23 protein-coding genes and 2 pseudogenes are annotated in these 22,430 nt (G+C 43.8%); 10 read left to right on the top strand and 15 right to left on the bottom strand.

The window, feature by feature from the left end:
- The first annotated feature begins 222 nt into the window (after positions 1-222).
- Together xseA and xseB are read left to right on the top strand one after the other, a co-directional pair.
- A complete protein-coding gene (gene xseA, locus QUB39_RS13480) occupies positions 223-1,392 on the top strand; it encodes an exodeoxyribonuclease VII large subunit (protein ID WP_333055874.1) in 1,170 nt (389 codons plus the stop codon).
- The gene (xseB, locus tag QUB39_RS13475) at positions 1,389-1,616 is read left to right on the top strand and encodes an exodeoxyribonuclease VII small subunit (protein WP_190740787.1); all 228 of its coding nucleotides are present in this window, start codon (positions 1,389-1,391) and stop codon (positions 1,614-1,616) included. Before xseA ends, xseB begins: the two co-directional genes overlap by 4 nt.
- Before the next feature lie 353 nt (positions 1,617-1,969).
- Here xseB and QUB39_RS30615 read toward each other — a convergent pair whose 3' ends face one another.
- On the bottom strand, positions 1,970-2,305 hold the full coding sequence (locus QUB39_RS30615; RefSeq protein ID WP_445243036.1) for an ISAs1 family transposase: 336 nt from the start codon (positions 2,303-2,305) through the stop codon (positions 1,970-1,972).
- Between the two features lie 732 nt (positions 2,306-3,037).
- Between QUB39_RS30615 and QUB39_RS13470 the strand changes: the two genes are divergently transcribed.
- The 3 genes and pseudogenes from QUB39_RS13470 to QUB39_RS30610 all read left to right on the top strand — a co-directional run.
- The gene (locus QUB39_RS13470) at positions 3,038-3,355 is read left to right on the top strand and encodes an ISAzo13-like element transposase-related protein (protein ID WP_333055873.1); all 318 of its coding nucleotides are present in this window, start codon (positions 3,038-3,040) and stop codon (positions 3,353-3,355) included.
- A gap of 133 nt (positions 3,356-3,488) precedes the next feature.
- Positions 3,489-4,749: pseudogene (locus tag QUB39_RS13465) on the top strand (ISAs1 family transposase).
- Positions 4,750-4,856: 107 nt separating this feature from the next.
- Positions 4,857-5,279 (top strand): annotated as a pseudogene (locus QUB39_RS30610) (ISAzo13-like element transposase-related protein); the annotation flags it as partial.
- A 75-nt stretch (positions 5,280-5,354) separates the two neighbouring features.
- Here QUB39_RS30610 and QUB39_RS13450 read toward each other — a convergent pair.
- From QUB39_RS13450 to QUB39_RS13430, 5 genes are all read right to left on the bottom strand, one after another.
- Positions 5,355-6,143 carry a class II glutamine amidotransferase gene (locus QUB39_RS13450; RefSeq protein WP_333053638.1) on the bottom strand — a complete coding sequence of 263 codons (789 nt, stop codon included), beginning with the start codon at positions 6,141-6,143 and terminating at the stop codon, positions 5,355-5,357.
- A gap of 291 nt (positions 6,144-6,434) precedes the next feature.
- Positions 6,435-7,331, bottom strand: a complete 897-nt coding sequence (locus QUB39_RS13445; RefSeq protein WP_333053639.1) for a thermonuclease family protein — start codon at positions 7,329-7,331, stop codon at positions 6,435-6,437.
- 96 nt (positions 7,332-7,427) lie between these two features.
- A complete protein-coding gene (locus tag QUB39_RS13440) occupies positions 7,428-8,006 on the bottom strand; it encodes an ACP phosphodiesterase (RefSeq protein WP_333053640.1) in 579 nt (192 codons plus the stop codon).
- Between the two features lie 3 nt (positions 8,007-8,009).
- Complete coding sequence (locus tag QUB39_RS13435; RefSeq protein ID WP_190740648.1) at positions 8,010-8,345, bottom strand: XisI protein; 336 nt, start codon at positions 8,343-8,345, stop codon at positions 8,010-8,012.
- Positions 8,333-8,749, bottom strand: a complete 417-nt coding sequence (locus tag QUB39_RS13430; protein WP_333053641.1) for an element excision factor XisH family protein — start codon at positions 8,747-8,749, stop codon at positions 8,333-8,335. Before QUB39_RS13430 ends, QUB39_RS13435 begins: the two co-directional genes overlap by 13 nt.
- A 91-nt stretch (positions 8,750-8,840) precedes the next feature.
- Here QUB39_RS13430 and QUB39_RS13425 point away from each other — a divergent pair, with 91 nt between their 5' ends.
- Positions 8,841-9,128, top strand: coding sequence for a hypothetical protein (locus tag QUB39_RS13425; RefSeq protein WP_333202092.1), 288 nt, complete (start codon positions 8,841-8,843; stop codon positions 9,126-9,128).
- 103 nt (positions 9,129-9,231) lie between these two features.
- Here QUB39_RS13425 and acs read toward each other — a convergent pair whose 3' ends face one another.
- The 3 genes from acs to QUB39_RS13410 form a co-directional block, all read right to left on the bottom strand.
- Complete coding sequence (gene acs, locus QUB39_RS13420) at positions 9,232-11,202, bottom strand: acetate--CoA ligase (protein ID WP_333053648.1); 1,971 nt, start codon at positions 11,200-11,202, stop codon at positions 9,232-9,234.
- A 121-nt stretch (positions 11,203-11,323) separates the two neighbouring features.
- Positions 11,324-11,686 (bottom strand): DUF5615 family PIN-like protein, encoded by a 363-nt coding sequence (locus QUB39_RS13415; RefSeq protein WP_333053649.1) that lies wholly within the window; start codon positions 11,684-11,686, stop codon positions 11,324-11,326.
- Positions 11,664-12,179 carry a DUF433 domain-containing protein gene (locus QUB39_RS13410; protein ID WP_445243013.1) on the bottom strand — a complete coding sequence of 172 codons (516 nt, stop codon included), beginning with the start codon at positions 12,177-12,179 and terminating at the stop codon, positions 11,664-11,666. Before QUB39_RS13410 ends, QUB39_RS13415 begins: the two co-directional genes overlap by 23 nt.
- A gap of 75 nt (positions 12,180-12,254) precedes the next feature.
- On the opposite strand from QUB39_RS13410, the gene QUB39_RS13405 reads away from it, so the two are divergent.
- Positions 12,255-12,965: a restriction endonuclease subunit R gene (locus QUB39_RS13405; protein WP_333208145.1), complete on the top strand. Its 711-nt coding sequence runs from the start codon at positions 12,255-12,257 to the stop codon at positions 12,963-12,965.
- 119 nt (positions 12,966-13,084) lie between these two features.
- Positions 13,085-13,933 (top strand): site-specific DNA-methyltransferase, encoded by an 849-nt coding sequence (locus tag QUB39_RS13400; protein ID WP_333208146.1) that lies wholly within the window; start codon positions 13,085-13,087, stop codon positions 13,931-13,933.
- Positions 13,934-13,948: 15 nt separating this feature from the next.
- Here QUB39_RS13400 and QUB39_RS13395 read toward each other — a convergent pair whose 3' ends face one another.
- Complete coding sequence (locus tag QUB39_RS13395) at positions 13,949-14,554, bottom strand: ScaI family restriction endonuclease (protein ID WP_333202103.1); 606 nt, start codon at positions 14,552-14,554, stop codon at positions 13,949-13,951.
- A complete protein-coding gene (locus QUB39_RS13390; RefSeq protein ID WP_333145260.1) occupies positions 14,555-14,776 on the bottom strand; it encodes a helix-turn-helix transcriptional regulator in 222 nt (73 codons plus the stop codon).
- A 351-nt stretch (positions 14,777-15,127) separates the two neighbouring features.
- Here QUB39_RS13390 and galT point away from each other — a divergent pair, with 351 nt between their 5' ends.
- The gene (gene galT, locus QUB39_RS13385) at positions 15,128-16,174 is read left to right on the top strand and encodes a galactose-1-phosphate uridylyltransferase (protein ID WP_333053651.1); all 1,047 of its coding nucleotides are present in this window, start codon (positions 15,128-15,130) and stop codon (positions 16,172-16,174) included.
- Positions 16,175-16,420: 246 nt separating this feature from the next.
- On the opposite strand, the gene QUB39_RS13380 is transcribed toward galT, so the two are convergent.
- Both QUB39_RS13380 and QUB39_RS13375 read right to left on the bottom strand, forming a co-directional pair.
- Positions 16,421-16,705 (bottom strand): hypothetical protein, encoded by a 285-nt coding sequence (locus QUB39_RS13380; RefSeq protein ID WP_333053652.1) that lies wholly within the window; start codon positions 16,703-16,705, stop codon positions 16,421-16,423.
- Between the two features lie 155 nt (positions 16,706-16,860).
- Entirely contained in the window at positions 16,861-17,838 is a 978-nt protein-coding gene (locus tag QUB39_RS13375; RefSeq protein ID WP_333053653.1) for an acetamidase/formamidase family protein, read from the bottom strand.
- A 322-nt stretch (positions 17,839-18,160) separates the two neighbouring features.
- Here QUB39_RS13375 and QUB39_RS13370 point away from each other — a divergent pair, with 322 nt between their 5' ends.
- Positions 18,161-19,957 (top strand): metallophosphoesterase family protein, encoded by a 1,797-nt coding sequence (locus QUB39_RS13370; protein ID WP_333208147.1) that lies wholly within the window; start codon positions 18,161-18,163, stop codon positions 19,955-19,957.
- Between the two features lie 206 nt (positions 19,958-20,163).
- On the opposite strand, the gene QUB39_RS13365 is transcribed toward QUB39_RS13370, so the two are convergent.
- Together QUB39_RS13365 and QUB39_RS13360 are read right to left on the bottom strand one after the other, a co-directional pair.
- Complete coding sequence (locus QUB39_RS13365; RefSeq protein ID WP_333208148.1) at positions 20,164-21,369, bottom strand: DUF4336 domain-containing protein; 1,206 nt, start codon at positions 21,367-21,369, stop codon at positions 20,164-20,166.
- A 126-nt stretch (positions 21,370-21,495) separates the two neighbouring features.
- Positions 21,496-22,317, bottom strand: coding sequence for a Uma2 family endonuclease (locus QUB39_RS13360; RefSeq protein WP_333208149.1), 822 nt, complete (start codon positions 22,315-22,317; stop codon positions 21,496-21,498).
- Between the last annotated feature and the right edge of the window lie 113 nt (positions 22,318-22,430).

Here is a 22,430-nt window from a genome sequence, read left to right as displayed (position 1 = left end):
TACGATCGCCCGCTCAGCCTACAAATAAATTACCTTAGATATAGTACAATAGTCCGGAGTATTTTTAGATTGTCTTCTGAAATCAGTGATTTTCCGTTATGAAGGAGATTGCACAATCGCCCTGAAACCCTTATTTTACGCTTGGCAATCACACACTGTCCGAAGCATTGATAGTAGCCTAAATCTAAAATCTAATATCTAAAATCTAAAATCTAAAATTGGATGACTTCAATTCTTCCCGATACAGCTTTATCTGTTGCTGGACTAACATCTTACCTGCAAGACTTGTTGGAGGGCGATCGCAACCTGCAATCAATTTGGCTGACAGGCGAGGTGTCGAACGTTTCGCACCACCCCAGCGGCTGCTTTTTCACTCTCTGCGACACCGACAAAAGCGCTGCGATTCGCTGCGTGGTGTGGAATTCTCAGCGGCCAAAATTGGTGCAAATTCCCGCAAAAGGGGAACAGTTGCTGGTTTTGGGAAGCATCCGGGTTTACAAAAATCGCGGCGAGTACCAGTTGACGGTTGTGCAATCGCTGCCGGCTGGGGAAGGATTGCAGGCTTTGCGGTTGCAGCAATTGCGATCGCGCTTGGATGCTGAGGGTTTCTTCGATCCCGCCCGAAAGCGCCCGATTCCCGCACACCCGCAAATTGTGGCCGTGGTGACATCCGATACTGGCGCTGCTTGGGGAGACATTCAGCGCACTCTAGCCCAAAGATATCCGGGTTTGCGGGTGTTGCTGTCGCCGACAGGAGTGCAGGGGGAATTCGCTGCTGCTGCGATTGCTAGGGCGATCGCCCGTGTAGAATTGGACGGTAGGGCGGAGGTGATCGTGTTAGGGCGGGGCGGCGGGGCGGCGGAAGATTTGGCTTGTTTTAATGATGAGAGAGTTGTCAGGGCGATCGCCAATTGTGCGATTCCAATTATCACTGGTATCGGGCACGAAAGAGACGAATCTCTCGCCGATTTAGTAGCAGATAAACGAGCCCACACTCCTACTGCGGCGGCGGCTCAAGCTGTACCAATTTTAGCAGATATTTACTTTGAACACAAGCAGCGAATGGTCAATTTAGCAAGTGCTGTGCGGGCCAGATTTCAGGCAGAAGAAGAGCATTTGCAACAGTTACAAAATCGATTAAAACGTTTGCCTGCGACATCCCGAACTTTGCGGCAGGCAACTGGTAAACTGGAAGTATTGCAAGAAAAGTTATCCGCACTGAATCCGGCGGCGGTTTTGCAAAGGGGTTATGCGGCGGTAATCCAAAGTGACGGTACGATCGTCCGCACAACTGACGGTTTGGAATTGGGAGAGGAATTGACTGTGAGGTTGAGTCGGGGCCGGCTGAAAGTTAAGATTGTAGAAGTATTGGATGCGGAAGACAAGTTATGATTGATTCGCAGTTGCGCCAGTCTGACTGGAATTATGAGGAAACGGTCGATCGAATTGAAGCAATTATCGATCGGGTGGAATCGGGAGAGTTGCCCCTAGAGGAGGTTTTCGAGCAGTTTGGGGTGGCTGTAGAGTGTTGGCAGCAGTGCGAAAGCTTTTTGGCGCGGGGGAAGGAACAGATGGATTTGTCGATCGAGCTTTTGGCTGCAGAACCCGATTTTTAACCGGAGATAAACTCTGATTAATGTGGATAAAATAGCGCGTTTTGCCGAAATCCAGACAGGGAATTAATTCCCTGTCTCCTCGCAAAAATCTTCGCTATGAGGAGTGTTAAACTGATAATACTCAATCCGGGTTCGCTACCCCCTTTCTTATTACCCAACGCCGAATCAAAATCGACATTCTTTACCTTAAAACCAGGTTACTTTGCATCACTCCTTTATTTGATTTTTTTAGTCAAATTCATCTTCCGATATTGCTTGATACTCCCAAAGCTTCTTCCCTCGGATCGTACACCAATTTCCCGTAAATTTTCAGCATCCAATCCGCGAATTAATACATGGTAAAAGCATCTCAATCACCCTTGACAAAAGGACTCAAAAGAATCTAATATATTGTCAGCAAAACAAGAACGAATAATTTGAATCAGATCATCACTATCCATAGCTGCCCTTTTCATTTTTTGTCTAAAACTACGTTTGTAAGTCAGTTCACGATTGAAGGCATTGAGCGCGAGCCGTCGCAGGACAGCTAAATTCTGGGGACTGTGGAAAAAGCGAATCCGGCAGGCATCTTCAGCAAAGGTAGAATCTAAAGCCCAATGAGCCTCATTTTCAATCCCCCAATGTTTTCGGAGAGCTCGACCTAAAAGTTGAGCATCACTATCTAAGGAAGTTAGAAATGAAAAATAAATAAGTTGATGAGTTATCGGTTATAATGAAATAAAGTGTGAGATGACAATTTTTACTCCTACAGAGAACAACTCACAACTGATTTTTATAGTTAACTCTTCTAATTTACTTTTAACTCCCGGTCTGAGTCTAATTGAATTGAGTCAAAAATTAAAAAACTTTATACATCATTATTATCAGAAAAAAACAAAAGAAGATATGCAGCTTTCTTAAGCTCAAAAATTAGGATGGGGTGGAATTAGGTATGTAATGCAAATTTTGGGATGCAGTCGAAATACTATCATCAAGGTAATAGAAGATTTAGAAAAAATGGACTCAGAGACACTGAATAGTTCCAGGATCAGAAAGAGAGGAGGGGAAAGAAAAAGTATTCTGTCTACTAAAATCGCCATTGATGCAGAATTTTTATACATTTTAAAAAATCACACAGCCTGAAACCCAATGAATGAGTTAATCAAATAAACTAATTTGACCCATAAAGAAATAGCTTCTGCAATACAAGCGGCAGGTTTTACCATTAGTCTCCCCTTACGATCGCGAATTAAATAATTTACACTCTTGAAAGTGGGGAGTAGGGGTTGGGCTTATAGCCCGCCCTTTCTGGACGAGCAGGACGCCCATCCCACAAGAACCATCACGGATTGTAAGTTATTTAATTCTCATTCCTTAGTGGCAAAACTATTAAAAAATCATTGGTATTTGAAACGAAAACAAAAAACAAATAATAGTAATTAATGAAAATCGTGACGCTCAATTTTAAAATATTGCGAAAGTGGATACGGAGTATAGAGAAGCCAGCAATCCTATCCAACCGTTTTGATACCAAAAAGAAAAAAGTTTTAGGAAATTTGTATCCTCCGGGAACTCTCTATACAAAGGAACCTGTCACTACTTTCGATCGGGATTTTTGGAGTTTAGGTCACGGTAAAGTGAGCCCACATGGGGTTTATGATTCTCAACAAAACCGAGGATATATAACATTAAGAAATAGTAAAAATACCAGTGAATTCGCCTGTGAGTCTTTAAAAAAATGGCAGGGTAAGCTCATCTAATTTGGTATAATATGAACTTGACAAAGTTAACAAAATAAGCATAAGAGACTGTGTAGACAGCACACTTGACTCCTAACACAGATCAGTGAGATGACAGTAATACTGTAGTTGAAAATCTCAAAAAATACCCTATATGTTTCAAGGCTTTGACAACAAAACTGCCGATACTCAGAAAAATTTTCCTCCTGAGAGAAAGCTAACAGAAGTGGCAGATATCGCTTGTATTCAAAAAAGTTTAGTTCAGCACTTCCAAGATATTAAAGATCCCAGAGTGGAGAGAACGAAGAAACATCAACTCACAGATATCTTAGTAATTGCGATTTTAGCAGTAATTGCTGGAGCGCAAGGATGGGAAGACATGGAAAATTATGGCATTAGCAAAAAACAGTGGTTAGAAAAGTTTTTGGCATTACCTCACGGTATTCCCTCTGATGACACTTTTCGTCGGGTATTTGAGTTTATTAACCCAGAAGAATTGAATCGTTGTTTTCTTCAATGGGTAGAAACCCTTGTCACCAAGATGGGAGGAGAAATAATCCCCATAGATGGGAAGACCATTAGGGGTTCGTATGACCGAAATCAAGGTAAATCGGCACTCCATATTATTAGTGCCTGGTCGAGTGAACAACGTTTAGTTTTGGGACAGATGAAAGTAGAAGATAAATCTAATGAAATTACTGCTATTCCTGCATTATTAGAATTACTGGATATCACCGGTTCCATTATCACTATTGATGCAATGGGGACACAAACAGAAATTGCCAAAAAGATTATCGACAAGAAAGGAGATTACGTTTTGGCGCTCAAGGCAAATCATCCCACTCTCTACAATCAGGTTCAAGAATGGTTTGAAACAGCTTCTTCTCAGCAATTTCAAGGCATTGATGTCAGTTATGAAAAACGCATCGAAAAAGGACACCATCGCCGAGAAATTCGTCAAGTCTGGTCGGTTCCGGTTTCTGCAATTAATCATCTTTATCAACCCCGATTATGGGCAGGACTTCAAAGCGTTGTCATGGTTGTACGAGTCCGTCATCTCTGGAACAAAACTACCCGTGAGGTGCAATTTTATTTGACTTCTTTACACAGTAATGCTCAACTTATTGGTCTGGCTATCCGAAAACATTGGGGTATTGAAAACCAGGCTCATTGGACTCTTGACTGTACATTCGCGCTCGGATGCTTGTCGCATTCGCTCTTTCCACAGTCCTCGGAATTTTGCTCTTTTACGACGCATCGCTCTTAATGCCCTCAATCGAGAACTGACTTACAAACGCAGTCTCAGACAAAAAATGAAACGCACTGCTATGGATAACGATTATATGATTCAAGTTCTCTTTTCTTGTTTTCTTGACCCTACATTAGATTCTTCTGAGTCCTTGTGTCAAGCCTAATTGAGATGCTCTTACCCTGAAAAAAATGGTGGAATAATTATGGTAAAGCTACCTACCCTAACGCTAGTTCTATCTTGGCAAAATGTGATGGGTGAGGTAGTAATAATGCTAATCATTATATTTTTAAATCAGATTTGCATAAATTAGTTAATGAAATAGGAATAGAGATCGGAATTGCTCATTATCCTCCTTATATATCTAAATATAATCCGCTCAAACATATAGCCTTTCTCAGAAAGATGAGGTACTCATGGGCATAGGGCATACCTCACTTTTTTAAGAACCGCTATAGACTTTTTCCTCATATTACCAGGGCTTGTCAAGGAGTAATTTTTACAAGTTTAGAATTAGTCAAAGCTCTCGTCGAAAAAACTCACACTAAAACGGGACTATCTGTAGCTGTAAATATCCTTAATAAAGTTTATAAAACTGGTAGGAAGGTAGCTGATAACTTCAAAAATACTATGCAAATTCTTTTTGACGAATATTTGCCCAAATGGAATTATCGAGCCGTACCCCAACCTGAGTAATTCATTAAATTATTTATTTTTCATTCCTTAGCAGGTTGGATGCTCTGTTTAGGCTTTAAATTTGTTTAAATCTCGTTAACTTAACTCCAGCAGCCCAGAAGAGACAGGCAAACCATCCTGAAATACCAGCAATTCTCCTGGCTGAATTTGCGTCCAAACTTCGTTATCAGTCAGCGGAAAAGTGGCAATAACAGCCACGCGATCGCCCTCATTGGTCAATTCCCGAAAATCGACTGTTACATCTTCGTCGATCGAGTGAGCGCTAGCAAAAGGTGCTTGTCGCACAATATAATGCAGATTAGTAGAACAGTGGGTGAACAAGTGTTCTCCATCCGAAAGTAAATAATTAAAAATTCCGTACTCTGCCAAACTTTTAGTAATTTCCTCCAGTACCGGGTAAATTTCCGCTACAGCAGGCTTACTTTGAGGAAAAGTAGAGCGCAGCTTTTCTAATATCAAACAGAATGCTTTTTCGCTGTCAGTTTTGCCAACCGGTTTGTAAACTCCGGCACATTCTGGATAAAAATTTTCGAGATTTCCGTTGTGAGCAAACACCCAATAACGTCCCCATAGTTCCCGAATAAAAGGGTGGCAGTTTTCCAGAGCAATTTCGCCTTGCGTAGCTTTGCGGATGTGAGCAATGACGTTAGTTGAATGAATGGGATAGCGGCGCACTACTTCAGCAACCGGAGAAGCAATCGCAGGTTTAGAGTCTATAAAAAGGCGACATCCCAAACCTTCAAAGAAAGCAATTCCCCAACCGTCTTGATGAACGTCTGTTCTGCCACCTCTTGCAGAAAAACCCTCAAAAGAAAAGCAAATATCTGTTGGAACATTGCAGTTCATTCCCAGTAATTGGCACATAGCTTTTAAATTTCTGGAGTTTGGATAGATGTCGCAGCTATTGGCAGCTACAGATTGGCGATTATACTATTATAGTATGAATTGATTTAGCCTAATAAAAAAACACAATATTTTTTGATTTTAAACCGTCATGCTACTTAAAATTTAAAAAATGCGCGAAGCCAAGCTATCCCGTTCGTTAAGCGGGCCCGTTGCGGTAGGGAATCGCCCAAAATTCAATCGCGTTCCCCGGAGAACAGTCTTCATCGTTCCATTTGTCCTGCAATTTTGTTAATTAAATTTATGTAATATTCACTTTTGTGGGGGAAAGTCTGAAAGTTGTTTGATATCCTTCAAAACTATTTGAGGCTTCCCTTTGTACTGTTCTACCTTCCCACTGACATACACATATCCCCGTCCCAGACCCGCATAACGTTTCTCGATTAGCCGCTTCAAGGGAGCTCTTTCATCAGTTTCAGAATCCGGTATCCACAAATCTAATTTATGATACACCGAACCAGCATAAATTACAGCGCTGCCGCCGATCCTTTTAGTAATTCCCGCCTGCAAATCGCAGAAAATAGTAATAGATTTAGCTTTCTCAGAAGCCGCTAATATTTTCGGGTAGTCCAACCTCAAAGAAAGCGCTCCTGCGGTTGCTTCCGACAACCGAAATTCTTCAACAATCGAGCCTCGCATCGACCACCAAGGCAGTAAATTAGCATAGTTGCGAGAGGGGATTTTGGCATTGATAATCGGATTCCAAATCATCAGATTGTAAGCTTTTGCTGCCGATTCTGCCTCAGTCATTTGTCGGTGATACAATCTGGAGCGCCCGTATTTTACAAAGTAGGGACTCCAGCCTTCTTCAATCAGTTTAAGATTGTAATTTTCTCCGTCTTTATGTACGTAACAGAGGAGACGCCCGTAGTTGTCGCGGTGTTTTTGTAGAGCCACTTCAACCGAATCGTCTGTATCAAATTCTATGTCAATTTTAGCAAGTCCGCCATCTGCTGTCGCAAAGTATTTTTTAGCCATTTCCGTACCTGCTTTCCCCGCCGCAGTTACAGGTTTGGAGCCTCCCGGATGACTTTCTTCTGTATCGACGCAAATCAGCCGCAGAGACTCGGTTTTGCCGTTGAGAGAAATTTTGATGCTGTCGCCATCAACTACTTTAGTTATTTGCAGGTTCGGAATTCTGGTTGCCATATTTTGAACCCTGTTGCACTTGAGATTTCATGCAGGTATCGCTTGGAGTATACACGAGTTCGTTATCACTAGCAACTGTAATTTTTGTTGTTTGTATTAATATTTGTCAACTGTGGCGTATTTTATCAAGTCTGGGAAAAACTCTCGAAAATCTGATTCTAATCGCTGATAGTTAGCTGTCAAATCTTCTATGCCGCTTGCCAAGTTATTTGTCCGCTTGATTCGGGCAGACATTCTTGTAAGAGTGATGCCGATTTCGGCGATGTCCTGATAAGATGAAAGCAAGTCGCGGGCAATTATTGTGGGCAGCACCCGCTGGAGAGATTCAGGCAATATATCGCGGTTGTCTTGCAGGATTTTATAGACATGGCGAGAAAAATCGGGGAGCGGAATTTCTGAATATTCGAGCCAATTTTTAGCTAAGAAGTGGTCGTAAAACACGTCAATCAAAACTCCAGCAAACCTGCGTCTCTCGGCGCAAACAAGGCTTTTACTCGATCGCACTATTGCGTGAGAGTCGGTGTAGCTATCTACTTTGCGGTGCAAATCGATGCCTTTTCTAATTTCATCGGGATAAAGGTTGATTGCCGAACCTTTGACAAAATCTCCTAAGAGGTTGCCAATCAAGGATTCTGGCGTGCCTTTTGATAAGAATAGATGAGCCAAATAATTCATTAACTACACAACTGCATAACCTGTATGAGGTCTGACATCGGCGGGATGAAAACCTAAAACAATGGAATCCTTGGAAATTCCAGCAGCTACAAGTTCTTTTGTCACGCCGTATTCTGTCTCATCTCGCTGTACCCAAATCTTATCATCAATAATATCTATATGAACCAAACAGCCGTGAATTCGTTTGGCTTTATCCCAGCCTAAAGTAACTAGCAGGTAACAATCAGATTTTTCATCAAACACGGCTTTACAAATTATATCGCCATGAGAGTAAGGAATTTTTGTGTAAGGTTCGAGAACTGTTTTAATGGTGGTTCTAAAGTTAGCTAAAGTATCCATTTTACGATCGCCTCTTGATTTGGGTCGAATACAATCAGCTTGAGCTTTTCATCTTCAATCATTAATTGACCGATCGGTTCTTCAAATAGAGATTCATAGGTGATATCGCGAACAGCCAGATAAAGCGTATGTTCTGGATAAGTTCTCTGAAGCACAGATCGATAAATAGTAAATTGTCCGATCGCCTCTCTCAAGTCCTGCATTTCTGAATCGCTGACAAAGCTTTTGACTTCCACAGCAATTTTCTGTTCTCCTCGTTCTGCAGCCAGCACCTGTTTTGCTCCCAGATCCACATACATATCTTTTTTCCCCCATTTCAGATGGAGAGGATCGTGAGTAATTATCCACCCATCATTGAGGAGAGATTTTTTAACTGTATTGTGGTACAGGTCTAAAGCGGGCATAGAACAACACGAGCAATATAAGACTTCACGGTTATATAATAGCAAATTATTATGCAATTATCTTAAACCGCAACTACAAGGAGAAAGAATAATGGCTGTTCTGGAATGTGTAAAACCGGGTGCTAAACTAGGTCAAATTATTCTTGCCGTCGATCTTACTGTTGCCGGTGCTGTCGATCGCATTTTAGCAAAAATTCAAGACTTGGGATATGACCCAGAAATTCGTCATGTCAACTATCCGTCTGGAGTCCACGTCTTAGCAATTCTCAAAGACGAACAGCATTCTGAAGCAGTTGATGATGATTACTTGTTAGAGGATTGGCTACAGGTAAGGTCGCAAATTAACCCAGATGCGGTTCATCTGTGGCGCGGTAAATAAACCAATTAACAATTAAACCGCAGATAAACGCAGATGAGCTGATGGGAATTTCATCAGCGTTCATCCGCGTTCATCTGCCTACATCTGCGGTTACAAAATACCCCTACGCACCACCGCGCAACTTATCCAAAACCGTCCGATCTTCCAAAGTCGAAGTATCCCCAGAAACCTCTTGTCCCGCAGCCAAAGAACGCAGCAAACGCCGCATAATCTTCCCGCTTCGAGTCTTCGGTAAAGCATCAGTAAATCGAATTTCTCCCGGACGGGCGATCGCCCCAATTTCCTTAACAACGTGCTGCTTCAATTCCTTAGCCAATTCATCGCTAGGTTGCTGCGAGTTGTCCAGCGTGACAAAAGCCACAATTTCCTCACCTTTAATCTCATCCGGTTTACCAACAACCGCAGCTTCCGCCACCGCTGGATGCGATACCAAAGCTGACTCGACTTCCATTGTGCCGAGTCGGTGTCCGGCCACATTAATTACATCGTCAACGCGGCCCATTACCCAGAAATAACCGTCTTTGTCCTTGTGCGCGCCGTCCCCTGCAAAGTACACAAATTCGCCATCTTTCGGGTGCAAATATTCCCAATAAGTGCGGCGGAAGCGATCGGCATCGTTGTAAAGTGTCCGCATCATTCCCGGCCAAGGATGTTTCACCACTAAATAACCGCCGCTTTCGTTAGTTACTGGTTCGCCATCTTGGTCAACAACATCAGCCACAATTCCGGGGAACGGTAGGGTTGCAGAACCGGGTTTTGTAGGAATTGCACCGGGCAAAGCGGTAATCATAATTCCGCCGGTTTCTGTTTGCCACCAAGTATCGACGATCGGACAATTCGACTTGCCAATTACTCGTTGATACCACATCCAAGCTTCAGGATTGATCGGTTCGCCGACAGTTCCTAACAATCGTAAAGAGGACAAATTGCGCGCGTTGGGCAAGTGTTCGCCCATTTTCATGAATGTTCTGATCGCAGTGGGTGCAGTATAGAAAACGGTGACGCCGTATTTTTCAATTACATCCCAAAAACAGCCAGGATTTGAAGGGCGAGGAGCACCTTCATACATTAAAGTTGTCGCACCGTTGGACAGCGGCCCGTAGACAATATAACTGTGTCCAGTAATCCAGCCGACATCAGCAGTACACCAGTAAACATCGGTATCTTGGAGGTCGAATATCCATTTGGTTGTCATGTGGGTATAAAGGTTATAACCACCGGTTGTATGGACGACACCTTTCGGTTTGCCGGTACTGCCACTGGTGTAGAGTACGAACAGCATATCTTCGCTGTCCATCGGTTCGGCGGGACAATTTGCCGATACACCTTTTTGCAAATCGTGCCACCAATGATCGCGCCCGGGTTCCATGTCAATTTTCTGTTTGGTGCGCTGAACTACGAGAACGTTGGTAACGCTGGGTGTGGCATTATTTGCTAATGCTTTGTCTACTTGTGTTTTGAGGCCGACGGCGGTATCTTTGCGGAAGCCACCGTCAGCGGTGATGACGAGTTTTGCTTGGCCGTCGTTGAGTCGATCGCGCAAAGCTTCTGCACTAAAACCGCCAAAAACAACGCTGTGTACTGCACCGATTCTGGCGCAGGCTAGCATGGCGATCGCAGCTTCGGGAATCATGGGCATATAAATGCCGACGCGATCGCCCTTTTGGACTCCCAATTGTTTGATGACGTTCGCCATTTGGCAGACTTCGCGGTGGAGTTGCGCGTAGGTGAGGGTGCGGGAGTCTCCGGGTTCGCCTTCCCAAATCAGGGCGGCTTTATTTTTGCGCCAAGTGGTTAAGTGGCGATCGAGACAATTGTAAGAAATATTAATTTTACCGTTGACAAACCATTTAGCAACAGGCGGCTGCCAGTCGAGCACGGTATCCCAGTTTTGGAACCAGTCTAATTCTTGGGCTGCAAGTTCTGCCCAGAATGCTTGGGGGTCAGCTTTGGCTTTGTCGTAGAGGGCTTGGTACTCTTCTAGGCTTTTGATGTGAGCTTTTTGGGAGAATTCAGCGGGCGGCTGAAATAGCCGTTTTTCATGCAGAATTGATTCGATGGTATCTTGCGACATTGCTTTTAACTTTAACTTCGGTTAGTCTTTTTAACTATTGTTTGCATAAGTTGGGGCAAAAGTATGTTTATTTTCCTTAAGACTTTGGGGAATTTTGTAAATGTTGGATCTGCATGAGAAATTAGAGCACTGGTAAATTGTAAATTCTATCTTCGTACTCATTCTCAAATGATGCTTCATAAATCAAAATCAGTTCGTCAATATTTTGACCAATACTCAGCTTGGAATTCAGGAGAAAGATTCCGGGAAGATGGCGATTTTGCTCTAAATGATCTGTTAAATGAACGGGCATAGAGCGGCGGTTGTTGGTAACAAGAATGAAATTGTGGATTTCGCACCAAATAAGAATTTCTGGATCGAGAGTCCCTTTAGAAGGTGCTGTTAGTTCTCCCACTGCTAGAACAACCAGATCGGGATTGCGTCTGCGAATTTGGCTAGGATAGGCAGGATCGACATTTTCATCAAAGAGATACTGGATTGCCATCAGCTTTTCTCCTTGCATCTCTTTCTGCTCTCAGTTTGCGAAGTTTTTCGGCCACAGGAGGAGGATTGCGGCGCTGTTCTTCTCGCATTTTTTCGCCCCATTCCAACCATTCGGTTATGTATTTACCGACTGCTTCTTTGTTGTGCAGGTAGTACAAAATGGTCGCATAAACTTGTTCGAGGGTGAGCGATGTATAAATGTTAGCTATTTCTTCGGGAGTTCGAGCGCGAAACAGGTATTCATAGAGAATGGTTTCGATGCCGATCCGGGAACCTTTGAGCCGAATATCGTCAGGTCTGAGGAAGTTGAAATAGTCTTCTAGTTGCGTGGTTTGGTGGTTGGCTTCATGAGATTGCTTCTCTTTATTAATGTCTGTTCCTTCTGGAACCAGCACAATTACTTCGGCTCGGCTGTTGCGATATAAATTGAGCGGTTCACCAACGCACAATTGTCCTCGATCGTCGATCGTTGCCATCACTTTAATTGCTTTCATACAATCTACCCGATTTACAGGAGCGATATCTGGTATGATTATATCATAACAAATCCGATGGTAATTCTTTTATAATTGACATTAACAGCCGATCGCACAAAAGCCATGACGCAAAATTTGGAAGCAAGCCAACTCTCGCTAAATGACGTTCGCCGCCTTCTCAAATTGGAAAGACAAATAGGAGGCTCTTTTGCTGAATTTGTATCTTTGGAACCTCTGACGGATTTTGAACAGCAGGAATTATTGCTAATCGGTAATCACTTTTGGCGTCATCTAGAAGTGGGAAAGGTTTCTGAAGAATTGGTTAAGTTTTTGTCACTTTCACCGTTAATGAGATTAACGGGATTTTTTAAAGTTCCTGTGGTGCTGACAATGGAAGATAGCATCCCGATCGAGGTGGAGGATGCGGATACTTTAATTAAAGGGCGCTTGGATATTTTAGCGGTAAATCAGCCGGATGCAGAGCTCGCGGCGGCACAGTTTTGGATTTTGGTAGTGGAGGCGAAAAATAGTGCGTTAGCGAAGCCCTCGAAGAGGATCGATCCTTGGGCCGGTTTGCCGCAATTGCTGACTTATGCTTATAAAAGTTTGCAGCAGCAATCGTCTGTTTGGGGATTGACCACGAATGGACGTAACTATCAGTTTGTGTATCTGACGCGGGGAAATCCTTGTACTTATCAGATTTTACCGGAATTGAATTTGATTGACCGAGAGCGATCGCTCTTGTTGGCGCAAGTCTTGAAAGCTATTTGCAAGTTGCAGAATGTGCAGTTGCAGTTGGCATGATGTTTGGGAATTCAGGAAGACGAATTAAGGAAGTACACATGATTTAATTACTCCCTGAGTTAATCATTAAAAACGGCAAATTTGTGCCAATATAGATTTATACCATCATAAATTTTATCATGCTTATAACTGATATAGTGAATTTTTTAGGCAAACCCTACTTCCAAGCGCCAAACTGCCTCATTTATCAGATGGACTGCTTAGAAGCAATGTCCAAGCTCCCTGATGAATGCGTCAATCTTACTGTGACCAGTCCCCCCTATAACATTGGCAAAGAATACGAAAAAACACTACCACTAGATAAATATTTAAACTGGTGTGAAAGCTGGATAAGTGAAAATTATAGGCTCATCCTTCCTAACGGCGCTTTCTGGCTCAACTTGGGGTATCTATCAATTCCCAATCAAGCTAAAGCTATCCCCATTCCCTATCTACTTTGGGACAAAATTCCTTTTTACCTAATCCAAGAAGTTATCTGGCACTATGGCGCTGGGGTTGCTGGTAGTAAGTTCTTTTCACCGCGCAATGAAAAGTTTCTTTGGTATGTTAAAAACCATAAAGACTATACATTTAACCTAGATGATGTGCGCGATCCAAATGTAAAATATCCTAATCAAAAAAAGAATGGAAAAATTAAAGTCAACTCCCAAGGCAAAAATCCGACTGATGTTTGGGAATTCCCGAAGGTAACTTCTGGTAAAAATAGATCATCAAAAGAGCGAACCTCTCACCCCGCTCAATTTCCAAGTGCTGTTATACAGCGAATCATCAAAGCTTCATCCAACCCAAATGAAATCATTTTAGACCCTTTTTTGGGTTCAGGAACTACGGCGGTTGTTGCTTTAGGTTTGCAGCGCACTATTATCGGATTTGATATCTGTCAGGAATACTGCGATTTAGCTGCCAACCGAATTGATGATTTTCTCAGACAAAAGCAGATTAGCGAAGCTCAATTATCTTTATTTTAAAGATGGTAAATATTGCTAAATAGGCAATTGCAGCAACTTATATCGCTCTACATCAGGGCTTAATTTAGCTTGCTGACCAGTGGCTGCTGTTTGCCCTTGCCAATCTTCTCGATCTATCCATCCAAATCTAACTAAATTAATATTTAGAGTTTGCACGCTTGCCATTTTGGGATTGAATTTCTGGAAATTAACTACAAGGTAATAGCCGGACTTGTCTTTTTTCGGCTTTGCTCCTAGGGCGCTTTGTTGAGCATAACTGCGATTGCCGTAAGTGTTACGACTACTTGAAGAAGTTTTAATTTCAATTGAGAAATTATTGTTCGGGATGTAAACAATATCTTTTTCGAGGGTACTGTGATCGCGCCGCCAAATTCCGGGGTATTTGCTGGCGAGTTCTAATGGGATTAGTTCATGTAAAAAAAATCCCATAATTTGGGGAGTTGGGAATAAATTTATTCCTATTCTGTAGCCTCTGCTGGTTATGCTGGATTGAAAAATTTCACTCCAAACTTGAATAACCACGTCATAAATTTCTTGTGGATCTAGTGGGTGTCGATCTATGAGTTCTCGTGTCTTCTCTTCCCAATCTTCGACAGGAAGTCCGGTATAGGGTGATTGCATTTACTCTATTTCCTGCAATAGTTCGCTTGGTGATACTCCTAGAGCTTTTGCTAACCGCAAAATGTTTAATAGAGCTATGTTTCGCTCACCCCGCTCAATACCACCAATGTAGTTGCGGTGCAGTCCGGCTAGTTCTGCTAACTTTTCTTGGGAAAAGCCCTTTGATGTCCTTAGCCTGCGAACTTGCTCTCCAAATTTTTTTAGCTCTGGATTTTTTGCCACACGAGCAAGATATCGGTGAGTGCACTCCAAAATCTACACACTATAAGTGTGATTTAGGATTACATGAAAACAGCACGCCCATAATCCGACGAAGCAGACTTAACTTGATGCCATTACTTTAATTGCTTTCATTGGTACTCCGGGTAATCTAGGCCGTAACAAATAGATTGATGTCTAACGCTTTAGATACCGTCAGTCTGATGTTGGGTAAAATTTTACTCATGACAACCGACTTAATACCTTCGGAATTAGATATCAAGATTTGTTAAAAGTCTGCAATCAGACACTGACAGAGTACACATATTTATCTAAAATAAGAGACAATTTGACCCGGAAACTGAAGGTAAAAAAGTGTCTGAACTTAGACAAAATTTAATTACCAGAGATTGGGTAATCATCGCCACCGAACGGGCGACAAGACCGGATCAATTCGCTAACAAAAAAAAGTCGGCTGCAGTAGTGCCCCCGCACCGTGCCGATTGCCCGTTTTGCGTGGGAAATGAAGAAGACGGAACCTTAGAAACTTGCCGTTTGGGCGATTCCCTACGGGATAGCTTCGCTTCACGCACGGGCTGGAAAGTCCGGGCAATTCACAACAAATATCCCGCCCTCTCCCCGACAGCCAAATGGATGAGGATATCATCGGGAATTCACCGCACGATGGCGGGAATCGGCGTGCACGAAGTAATTGTCGAACATCCGCGACACGATTTGACGACAGCTTTGTTGAGTGTTGAAGAAGTTGAAAACATACTTTTAGTATACCGCCAGCGCTATGTAGAAATTAGAAAAAATCCCCACATTGAAACTATTATTATCTTCAAAAATCACGGGGAAACTGCCGGAACTTCTCTCGAACACCCCCACTCGCAGATAGCAGCGACGCCCGTTGTACCCAGCCAATTTCGCAGCCGCATCGACGAAGCTATTAGATATTTTGATGACACCGGAGAATGTCTGTTTTGCCGAACTTTGGAAGATGAATTAGCGGCGGAGGAAAGAGTGATTTGTGAGAGTGAACATTTTGTGGCTTTTATCCCTTACGCTGCACTTTCACCGTTTCACACTTGGATTTTTCCGCGCCGACATTCCTCTTCATTTGATGACCTTACTGATGGGGAAATTACGGATCTTGCTGATACTTTGAAAACTGTACTGGCTAAGCTTTATTACGGATTAAACAATCCCGATTACAACTATACTATTCGATCGGCACCGATCGCCGAAGGGGGAACAAAATACTTTCACTGGTATATCGCAATTATTCCCAGAGTCACCAAGCAAGCTGGATTTGAGTTGGGCAGCGGGATGTTTATCAATACTGCTTTGCCCGAAGAAAGTGCAGCGTTTTTGCGATCGATCGAAATTCCTAGCGACAGTAATTTCCCCCCCATCTAAAGTATCCTACATCACAATAGGTCAAGTTTACTTAAACTGGGGGTGGAAATGCACCCAGCTATTCTGAGTTGCGAGTCTGCGTTGAGGGAAGAAATTGATATTATTTGAGATTTGAGATTAAAGAATTGGGCATAACGCATGATCTAATGGTTTAGATCACCGGCATAAAGTTGGATTCTTTTTTAAACTGCTATAACTTACGCTCTCAAATTATGAACGTACAAATACTTATGGATTTTACCAAACTCACAATAAACTTTCGACATACTGCCAGCCGTCGTCGCTAAAAGTAGCTCTCAACATATCTCTAATTTTGGCATCGATCGATAATATTCCCTCACCCGATTCAACATTCTCGCCGATTTCGCAACTGTCTTCAGACATATGTTCTTGGATGTGGGCCAGAGTATCAGCGAAATTAGCCAGAAAATAATGTTCGTGCACCCACGCTGTTGGATCTGGTATTGCTGCACTCCCAAAAGCTCGATCGACTAAATCTTTTTTGGCAACATCGTCAGTCTGGTTTTTCATGTTGAGTTCGATTTAGGTAGAACTGGTAACTTATCCATTTTAAGCTTAATTGTCAACAGGAACGCGATCCCGATCGACCACAGCAGTGACAAATTTGTGTAGTTTGTGCGATCGCGATCCTAATTTTTTGGTCGCTCGCGTGTTATCATATTACCTCAAACTCGGTGGTCAATAATGTTCACATCGAGCAGAATACACTTGGGAATCATTCCGTGAACTCCTTTTTGAGGATTGTTAACAGCCTGCGTAATCCGAAAATTTACCGCAAGCGAACACAAAACATAAGCATCTTCCTCTTGGAAACCTGCAAACTTTTGCAGCCAATAAACCGTCTGTTTTACTGCCAGCTCAAACGCTTCATCTAATGTTCTACCGAATCCCATAATCACAATATGAGTGGGCGTTTCCGCAAACGGAAATATCAGAAATAAATCCTTGCGTAAGATGATCTGAATAGTCCCGTTCATCGAAGTTTCAATCGCAGTACCGTCAACTTCACCATCTCCTTGTGCCGAATGTCCGTCGCCAATGGACAGTAAACCGCCGCGCAGAAAAACAGGTAAAAATAACCGCGTTCCTGCTTGGAGTTCCTGATTGTCCATATTGCCGCCGTAGCGCTCTGGAGGAATAGAAGAACGGTTGATTTGTGCATTAGCAACGCCGATAATTCCAAAAAAAGGATGCAGGGGAATCCGAATGCCGCTACCTGTGGGAAATTCAGCAGTTTTTTGCTCTAAATCTAGCGGAATAAACCGCAATTTAGGTTCGGGGAAATACTCAGGTAAAGAACCCCATCCGGCGCGAATTGCATTAAATCCTACGGGCAAACTTGGGTAAACATCCTCAATGTGAATTTCTAAAACGTCTCCCGGTTCGGCATGGTTAACATAAATCGGGCCTGTCAGCAAGTGGGGCCCCGGCCCAACTTTGCGGTTGGGAGGCAAATTCTGACAAATATCTAAAAATTCGGGGGTGAGAAATTCGGGCGGGGCCTTGTCAGCAACATAATATCCTGAATAGGTTTCGATATCGATGCGATCGCCCGAATCGACAGTTAAAGCAGGTTCGATATTCGGAGAAAAACCGCCCAAGTGTACGGTTTTGCAGTTAGCCTTGAGAAGGTGGCGGGTCATGGGATTTTAGATTTTAGATTTTAGATTTTAGATTGAAGTCAGGGTGTTAAGAATGTTATATCGCAAGTCTCAGTCATTTTTGATTTTTTTTTATGAACCGCAGAGGGCGCAGAGGACACAGAGAAAGAGAATGGAGAACTCAGAAGATTTCCAAAAAGGGTGGAGGTTTCTTTTATCGGAAATATTTTACTAATTTCTTAACTTTTTGATAACGTGGGTAGTTTAAAATTTAAAGTGGGTGGCGCGGGTTTATATATTATTGGGGTGGGGAGTTCTGTTTGGCTGGTGCAACCCGCCCTTACAAACTAATGACTAATGAATTATGTTAACGCCTTTGCCCAATAAAGTAGAATTTTCTCAAGGTTATTCTCGCAATCCCTGGTTTTTTGGTGTTTTGATTTTGATTGTCCTATTGCTAGGTTTCATGATGCAATCTTACCTTAACAAACCTCAGCTTTTAACCGACCCGTTTCTGCAAGTCCCAACAGCAAACTCGGTGCGAGTTGTCTGGTTCACAGAGTTTGCCGGTACTCGCAACACAGTTGATTACGGCGAAAATTTGAATCAAGTCGTGACGGCAAATACTACCAAGCTAAGCCGCACTCGCGAAGACAAAGACTCGCGCATCTCCGATGAAATGAAACAAAGCATCATTGACAGCAATCCAATTGTCCGCGACATCTGGCGCCATGAAGCAGAAGTCCCCAATTTAATGCCCGGTGTTCGCATTCCTTATCGAGTCACTAGCGAAAGGAAAGACGGCGCATCTGTCAGCAGCAAAGTTTTCACTCTTTCTCCGACACCCGCAGCAGGAAGTGCGCTCAAAATTCTCCTCACTTCTGACCATCAATTGATGCCGATGACAGCAGCAAATCTCCAGAAAGTAGCCGAAACAATTGGCAGAGTTGACGCGGTTTTCATGGCAGGGGATTTAATTAATATACCCGATCGCGCTTCTGAATGGTTTGACGATTACCGAGGCCGCGCCTTCTTTCCGTCTCTGCAAGGTCGCGCATTTTCCGAACTCGACAAAAACGGCATCAAAACCGTTTACAGCGGCGGCGAACTGATTCAACACGCGCCTTTATTTCCGGCCATTGGCAATCACGAAATCATGGGTCGCTTTGCAACCAACAGCAAACTCGATGACCAATTTAACGATCCTTTTCCCCGCGCCGCTGCGGAGAAAATATACGCTCAACGTGCTGCCTCTTTGAATCTTAATAATGACTCTTCAGTGCGGGAAATCTGGCTAAAAAACAAGAGTTTTAATAGCGATACCTATGACGAAATTTTCAATTTACCTGGAGGCAAAAATTACTATGCTGTGACTTTTGGGGATGTACGCTTAGTGACTTTGTATGTTACGAATATCTGGCGGACTCCGAATTTAGATCCGCGTGCGAGAGGCAGGTATCGGGAACGGGACGAAGATTTTAATCATCCCGAAAAATGGGGATACGGACAGCATATTTTTGAGCCGATTGTCAAGGGCAGCGCTCAATATAATTGGCTGCAACAAGAGTTAAAAAGCTCGGAATTCCAGCAGGCAAAATATAAAATTGTGATGTTTCACCACCCGCCCCATTCTCTGGGTGACAATATTGTACCTGCTTATACCGATCCAGTGCAAATAGTCGATCGCGCTCTCGATGGCGAGATTAAAATGGTGCGTTACGAGTATCCGAAACAGCAAGATTATCTGATTCGGGATGTAGTGCCGCTACTAGAAACAGCGGGCGTGCAGTTGGTATTTTACGGACATTCGCACTTGTGGAATCGGTTTGTAAGTTCCAGCGGAATGCACTTTTTGGAGAGTTCTAATGTGGGCAACAGTTACGGTGCTTTTGCGGGGGAAAAGCGCCGATTTGTGCCGCCGGCATATCGGGAAGATTACAGCGCTATTGGAGACCCGAACGGATTGGAACCTGTGGTGCCGACTGTTGCGCCTTTGTTGGGAGAAGACGGGCGGCCGCTGCCTTATATTGATAGCAATGATATTACGGCTTTTACTATTTTTGATACGGGGGAGGGTACGGTTAGCAGCTACTATTTTGATACGCGGAAACCGGAGTCGGAAGTGGTGAAGTTTGATGAGTTTAATTTAACAAATTTGTAAATTGATTGAGTAGGGACAGGGCAGTGTTCAAAGCGTCTCAACTTAAGACTAAAACCCTCTATTTCTCTCGTTTGTATCCAAGTCTCGATCCCCCTAAATCCCCCTTAAGAAGGGGGACTTTGAAGACTCTAGTCCCCCCCTTGTTAAGGGGGGTTAGGGGGGATCTGGGGGTTAGTCGAAATTGAAAAAATTGTGAACTCAAATGATTAAATCTTTTCTTTCGCAGGGGGAACCAAACCAGTTTTATTCAAACCCGCATCAATCTGCCTGAGCAATTTAAAATCATCTTCGGGTAAGGAATTAACAGGCGAGTGTTTTTCCAGAAACGAGAATGCTTGCCGAAATTCACGCGGCCGGGAGTCGATCGCACTATCGAAGTGACAAGGTACAATTCTTTGAAACTCCCAACTCGCCACTTTATCCACCCAATCGAGAGTTTCCCTCGGCGCGCGGTTGAGAATCAAAGTCTGCAGAATCGGCGCGACAAACAACCGCCCTCCTCCCCGCAAAGCCTCAAAAGATCGCTCCCAATGTTTTTTCCACTTGAACGGATATAACCCGAAATAAGCTTTCCTAGAGCGTTCTGGCGCTTTGCCTGCATTGGCAAATACCTCCGACCACGGCGGCACTTCCAGCACGCTGGGGCTAAAATACATGGCAAATAAGGCGATTCTCTGCCACCCTTTGCGCCGATTTTCGTGGGTGTCTGCCACAATGTCCGAGGCGCTGTCTTTGGCGTGAAACAGCAGGGGGTACGAGTCGAGTTGGACGATCGCCGGCGGATTTTCGGGAATCGAAACCACGGAATCTGTTAACATCAGCGTGCGCGATCGTCTGTGAAATAACGCAACTTCTGCAAATCTGCCCAAACCGAGGTCGAGGGGGCCGAGAATTGCCCAGTCAAATTGATCGGCTAAGGGGGTGTTGCTGCTGTCAAAGGGCAGTACAGAAGTGCGTTTCGTGGGCAAACCCAGCCAACTCAGCGGCAAATTCACGGGGAAACTCCACTGCTGCGGGGCGACAAACACCTGCGCTTCGGGAAAACACCTCGCAAAGGGGCCGACAAAAACTTTGTGCTCGATGCCGGAAACCGTTGTCAGCAGGATGTACTTCACCTCGCCGTGCTCTGCTACTAACTCTTTTACCAAGCGGATGCACTCAGGAGTCGGTGCAACGGGGGCGTAGACGAGAAGGCCTTCGGGTTCTAATTTAATTACTGTCATCCGAATCGGGACGACTACGTAGAAAATGCCTTGTAGTTGGTCAAAAGTCCAGATTGTGTCCTTGACTATTTCCTTGCGGATGGTGCGCCGCTTGCTGTAGGGATAGAGGGGGACAACTGGCCAAAAGGCCCAAGAATAGTCCCGATAATCAATCTGTGCTGATGTTGGTATGCCTTCGCCCTCTGCCACTGGTGCGACTCCTTGCCGATTTTTTTGTACGTGCGTGCGATCGAACTATTTTTATCTTATTTCACTCCTGTTGCGCGGATTCGAGGAGTTGAAACCGGGTTTCACCAGGCCTGGGTGCGAGAACTATTAAACCAACTTTTCAGGATCGATGCCTAGTTCCCGCAACCGCGCCGCTAGTCTTTCCTCTCGCTGTTGAGATTCTATGAGTTGCTGTTGAGATTCTAGAACTTGCTGTTGAGATTCTATCAGTTGCCGTTCCGCCGCCGTTGCTCTTTCACCCGGACTCAAAATCAACCCTCCTTGGGCCGTAAACCACCGCAACCACAACCGATTCATACTCTTATAACTGCCTTGCCACCAACCTAAACTCAACTGCAACTCAGGAATAAATAACCGCCCATCAATTAATTCTGCCTGTTCATAGTGGCCTCCTACAAGATGAAAAGCTCGCAATTCATCCGTGTAGCGACTGAAAATAAAATAGTAAGGAATCCGCAAAATTTGTTCATAAACTTGCCACTTAGTCGGCGGTTCCCCAGCTTGCTGAACAGTCCGCCCTAAATCTTCATCTTCAGTGCCCGGCGATAGCAATTCCACCACCACAAACGGATTTACCCGTTCTTGCCAAACTACATAACTCAAACGCATATCGCGCCCTTGATAAAGCCTTGGCACACCCACCGCAGCAAACCAATCCGGGCGTTTATGCCAGCGCGGTTGTGTTGCATCGTAATACAAATTTAGGTAACAGGCTGTAAAGACTTGTTCCGCATCCCATCCCGGCGGCAAAAAGGTGAATTCCAAGAGTTGCGGCTGATCTAAATGAAATGTATCTGGCAAACCGGGCTCCTTTGGGTCTTCGCTGGGTAAATCATACATTGTTGGCAAACTCTGCCGGGGGTCTAAAGGCGGTTCAGCTTGAGCAGGCGGGTAAGTCGGGAATGTCATAATCAATTCTGAGGTTGCTTATCCTGATATGATTATAACCTTGTGAGAATGTCTTGCATTTCCAAAGAATTCCCATTAACTCTCAATCTCAAATCTCAAATCAAAACTCCAAA

Source organism: Microcoleus sp. AT8-B5 (assembly GCF_036705565.1).
Lineage (GTDB): Bacteria > Cyanobacteriota > Cyanobacteriia > Cyanobacteriales > Microcoleaceae > Microcoleus.
The sequence above is the reverse complement of the archived record's forward strand: the minus strand, read 5'-3'. Positions and strand labels throughout refer to the sequence as shown.

Coding starts and splice junctions, on each gene's coding strand:
- xseA (WP_333055874.1), top strand. CDS start 223: ATGACTTCAATTCTTCCCGATACAGCTTTATCTGTTGCTGGACTAACA.
- xseB (WP_190740787.1), top strand. CDS start 1,389: ATGATTGATTCGCAGTTGCGCCAGTCTGACTGGAATTATGAGGAAACG.
- QUB39_RS13470 (WP_333055873.1), top strand. CDS start 3,038: ATGAAAATCGTGACGCTCAATTTTAAAATATTGCGAAAGTGGATACGG.
- QUB39_RS13450 (WP_333053638.1), bottom strand. CDS start 6,143: ATGTGCCAATTACTGGGAATGAACTGCAATGTTCCAACAGATATTTGC.
- QUB39_RS13445 (WP_333053639.1), bottom strand. CDS start 7,331: ATGGCAACCAGAATTCCGAACCTGCAAATAACTAAAGTAGTTGATGGC.
- QUB39_RS13440 (WP_333053640.1), bottom strand. CDS start 8,006: ATGAATTATTTGGCTCATCTATTCTTATCAAAAGGCACGCCAGAATCC.
- QUB39_RS13435 (WP_190740648.1), bottom strand. CDS start 8,345: ATGGATACTTTAGCTAACTTTAGAACCACCATTAAAACAGTTCTCGAA.
- QUB39_RS13430 (WP_333053641.1), bottom strand. CDS start 8,749: ATGCCCGCTTTAGACCTGTACCACAATACAGTTAAAAAATCTCTCCTC.
- QUB39_RS13425 (WP_333202092.1), top strand. CDS start 8,841: ATGGCTGTTCTGGAATGTGTAAAACCGGGTGCTAAACTAGGTCAAATT.
- acs (WP_333053648.1), bottom strand. CDS start 11,202: ATGTCGCAAGATACCATCGAATCAATTCTGCATGAAAAACGGCTATTT.
- QUB39_RS13415 (WP_333053649.1), bottom strand. CDS start 11,686: ATGGCAATCCAGTATCTCTTTGATGAAAATGTCGATCCTGCCTATCCT.
- QUB39_RS13410 (WP_445243013.1), bottom strand. CDS start 12,179: ATGAAAGCAATTAAAGTGATGGCAACGATCGACGATCGAGGACAATTG.
- QUB39_RS13400 (WP_333208146.1), top strand. CDS start 13,085: ATGCTTATAACTGATATAGTGAATTTTTTAGGCAAACCCTACTTCCAA.
- QUB39_RS13395 (WP_333202103.1), bottom strand. CDS start 14,554: ATGCAATCACCCTATACCGGACTTCCTGTCGAAGATTGGGAAGAGAAG.
- QUB39_RS13380 (WP_333053652.1), bottom strand. CDS start 16,705: ATGAAAAACCAGACTGACGATGTTGCCAAAAAAGATTTAGTCGATCGA.
- QUB39_RS13375 (WP_333053653.1), bottom strand. CDS start 17,838: ATGACCCGCCACCTTCTCAAGGCTAACTGCAAAACCGTACACTTGGGC.
- QUB39_RS13370 (WP_333208147.1), top strand. CDS start 18,161: ATGTTAACGCCTTTGCCCAATAAAGTAGAATTTTCTCAAGGTTATTCT.
- QUB39_RS13360 (WP_333208149.1), bottom strand. CDS start 22,317: ATGACATTCCCGACTTACCCGCCTGCTCAAGCTGAACCGCCTTTAGAC.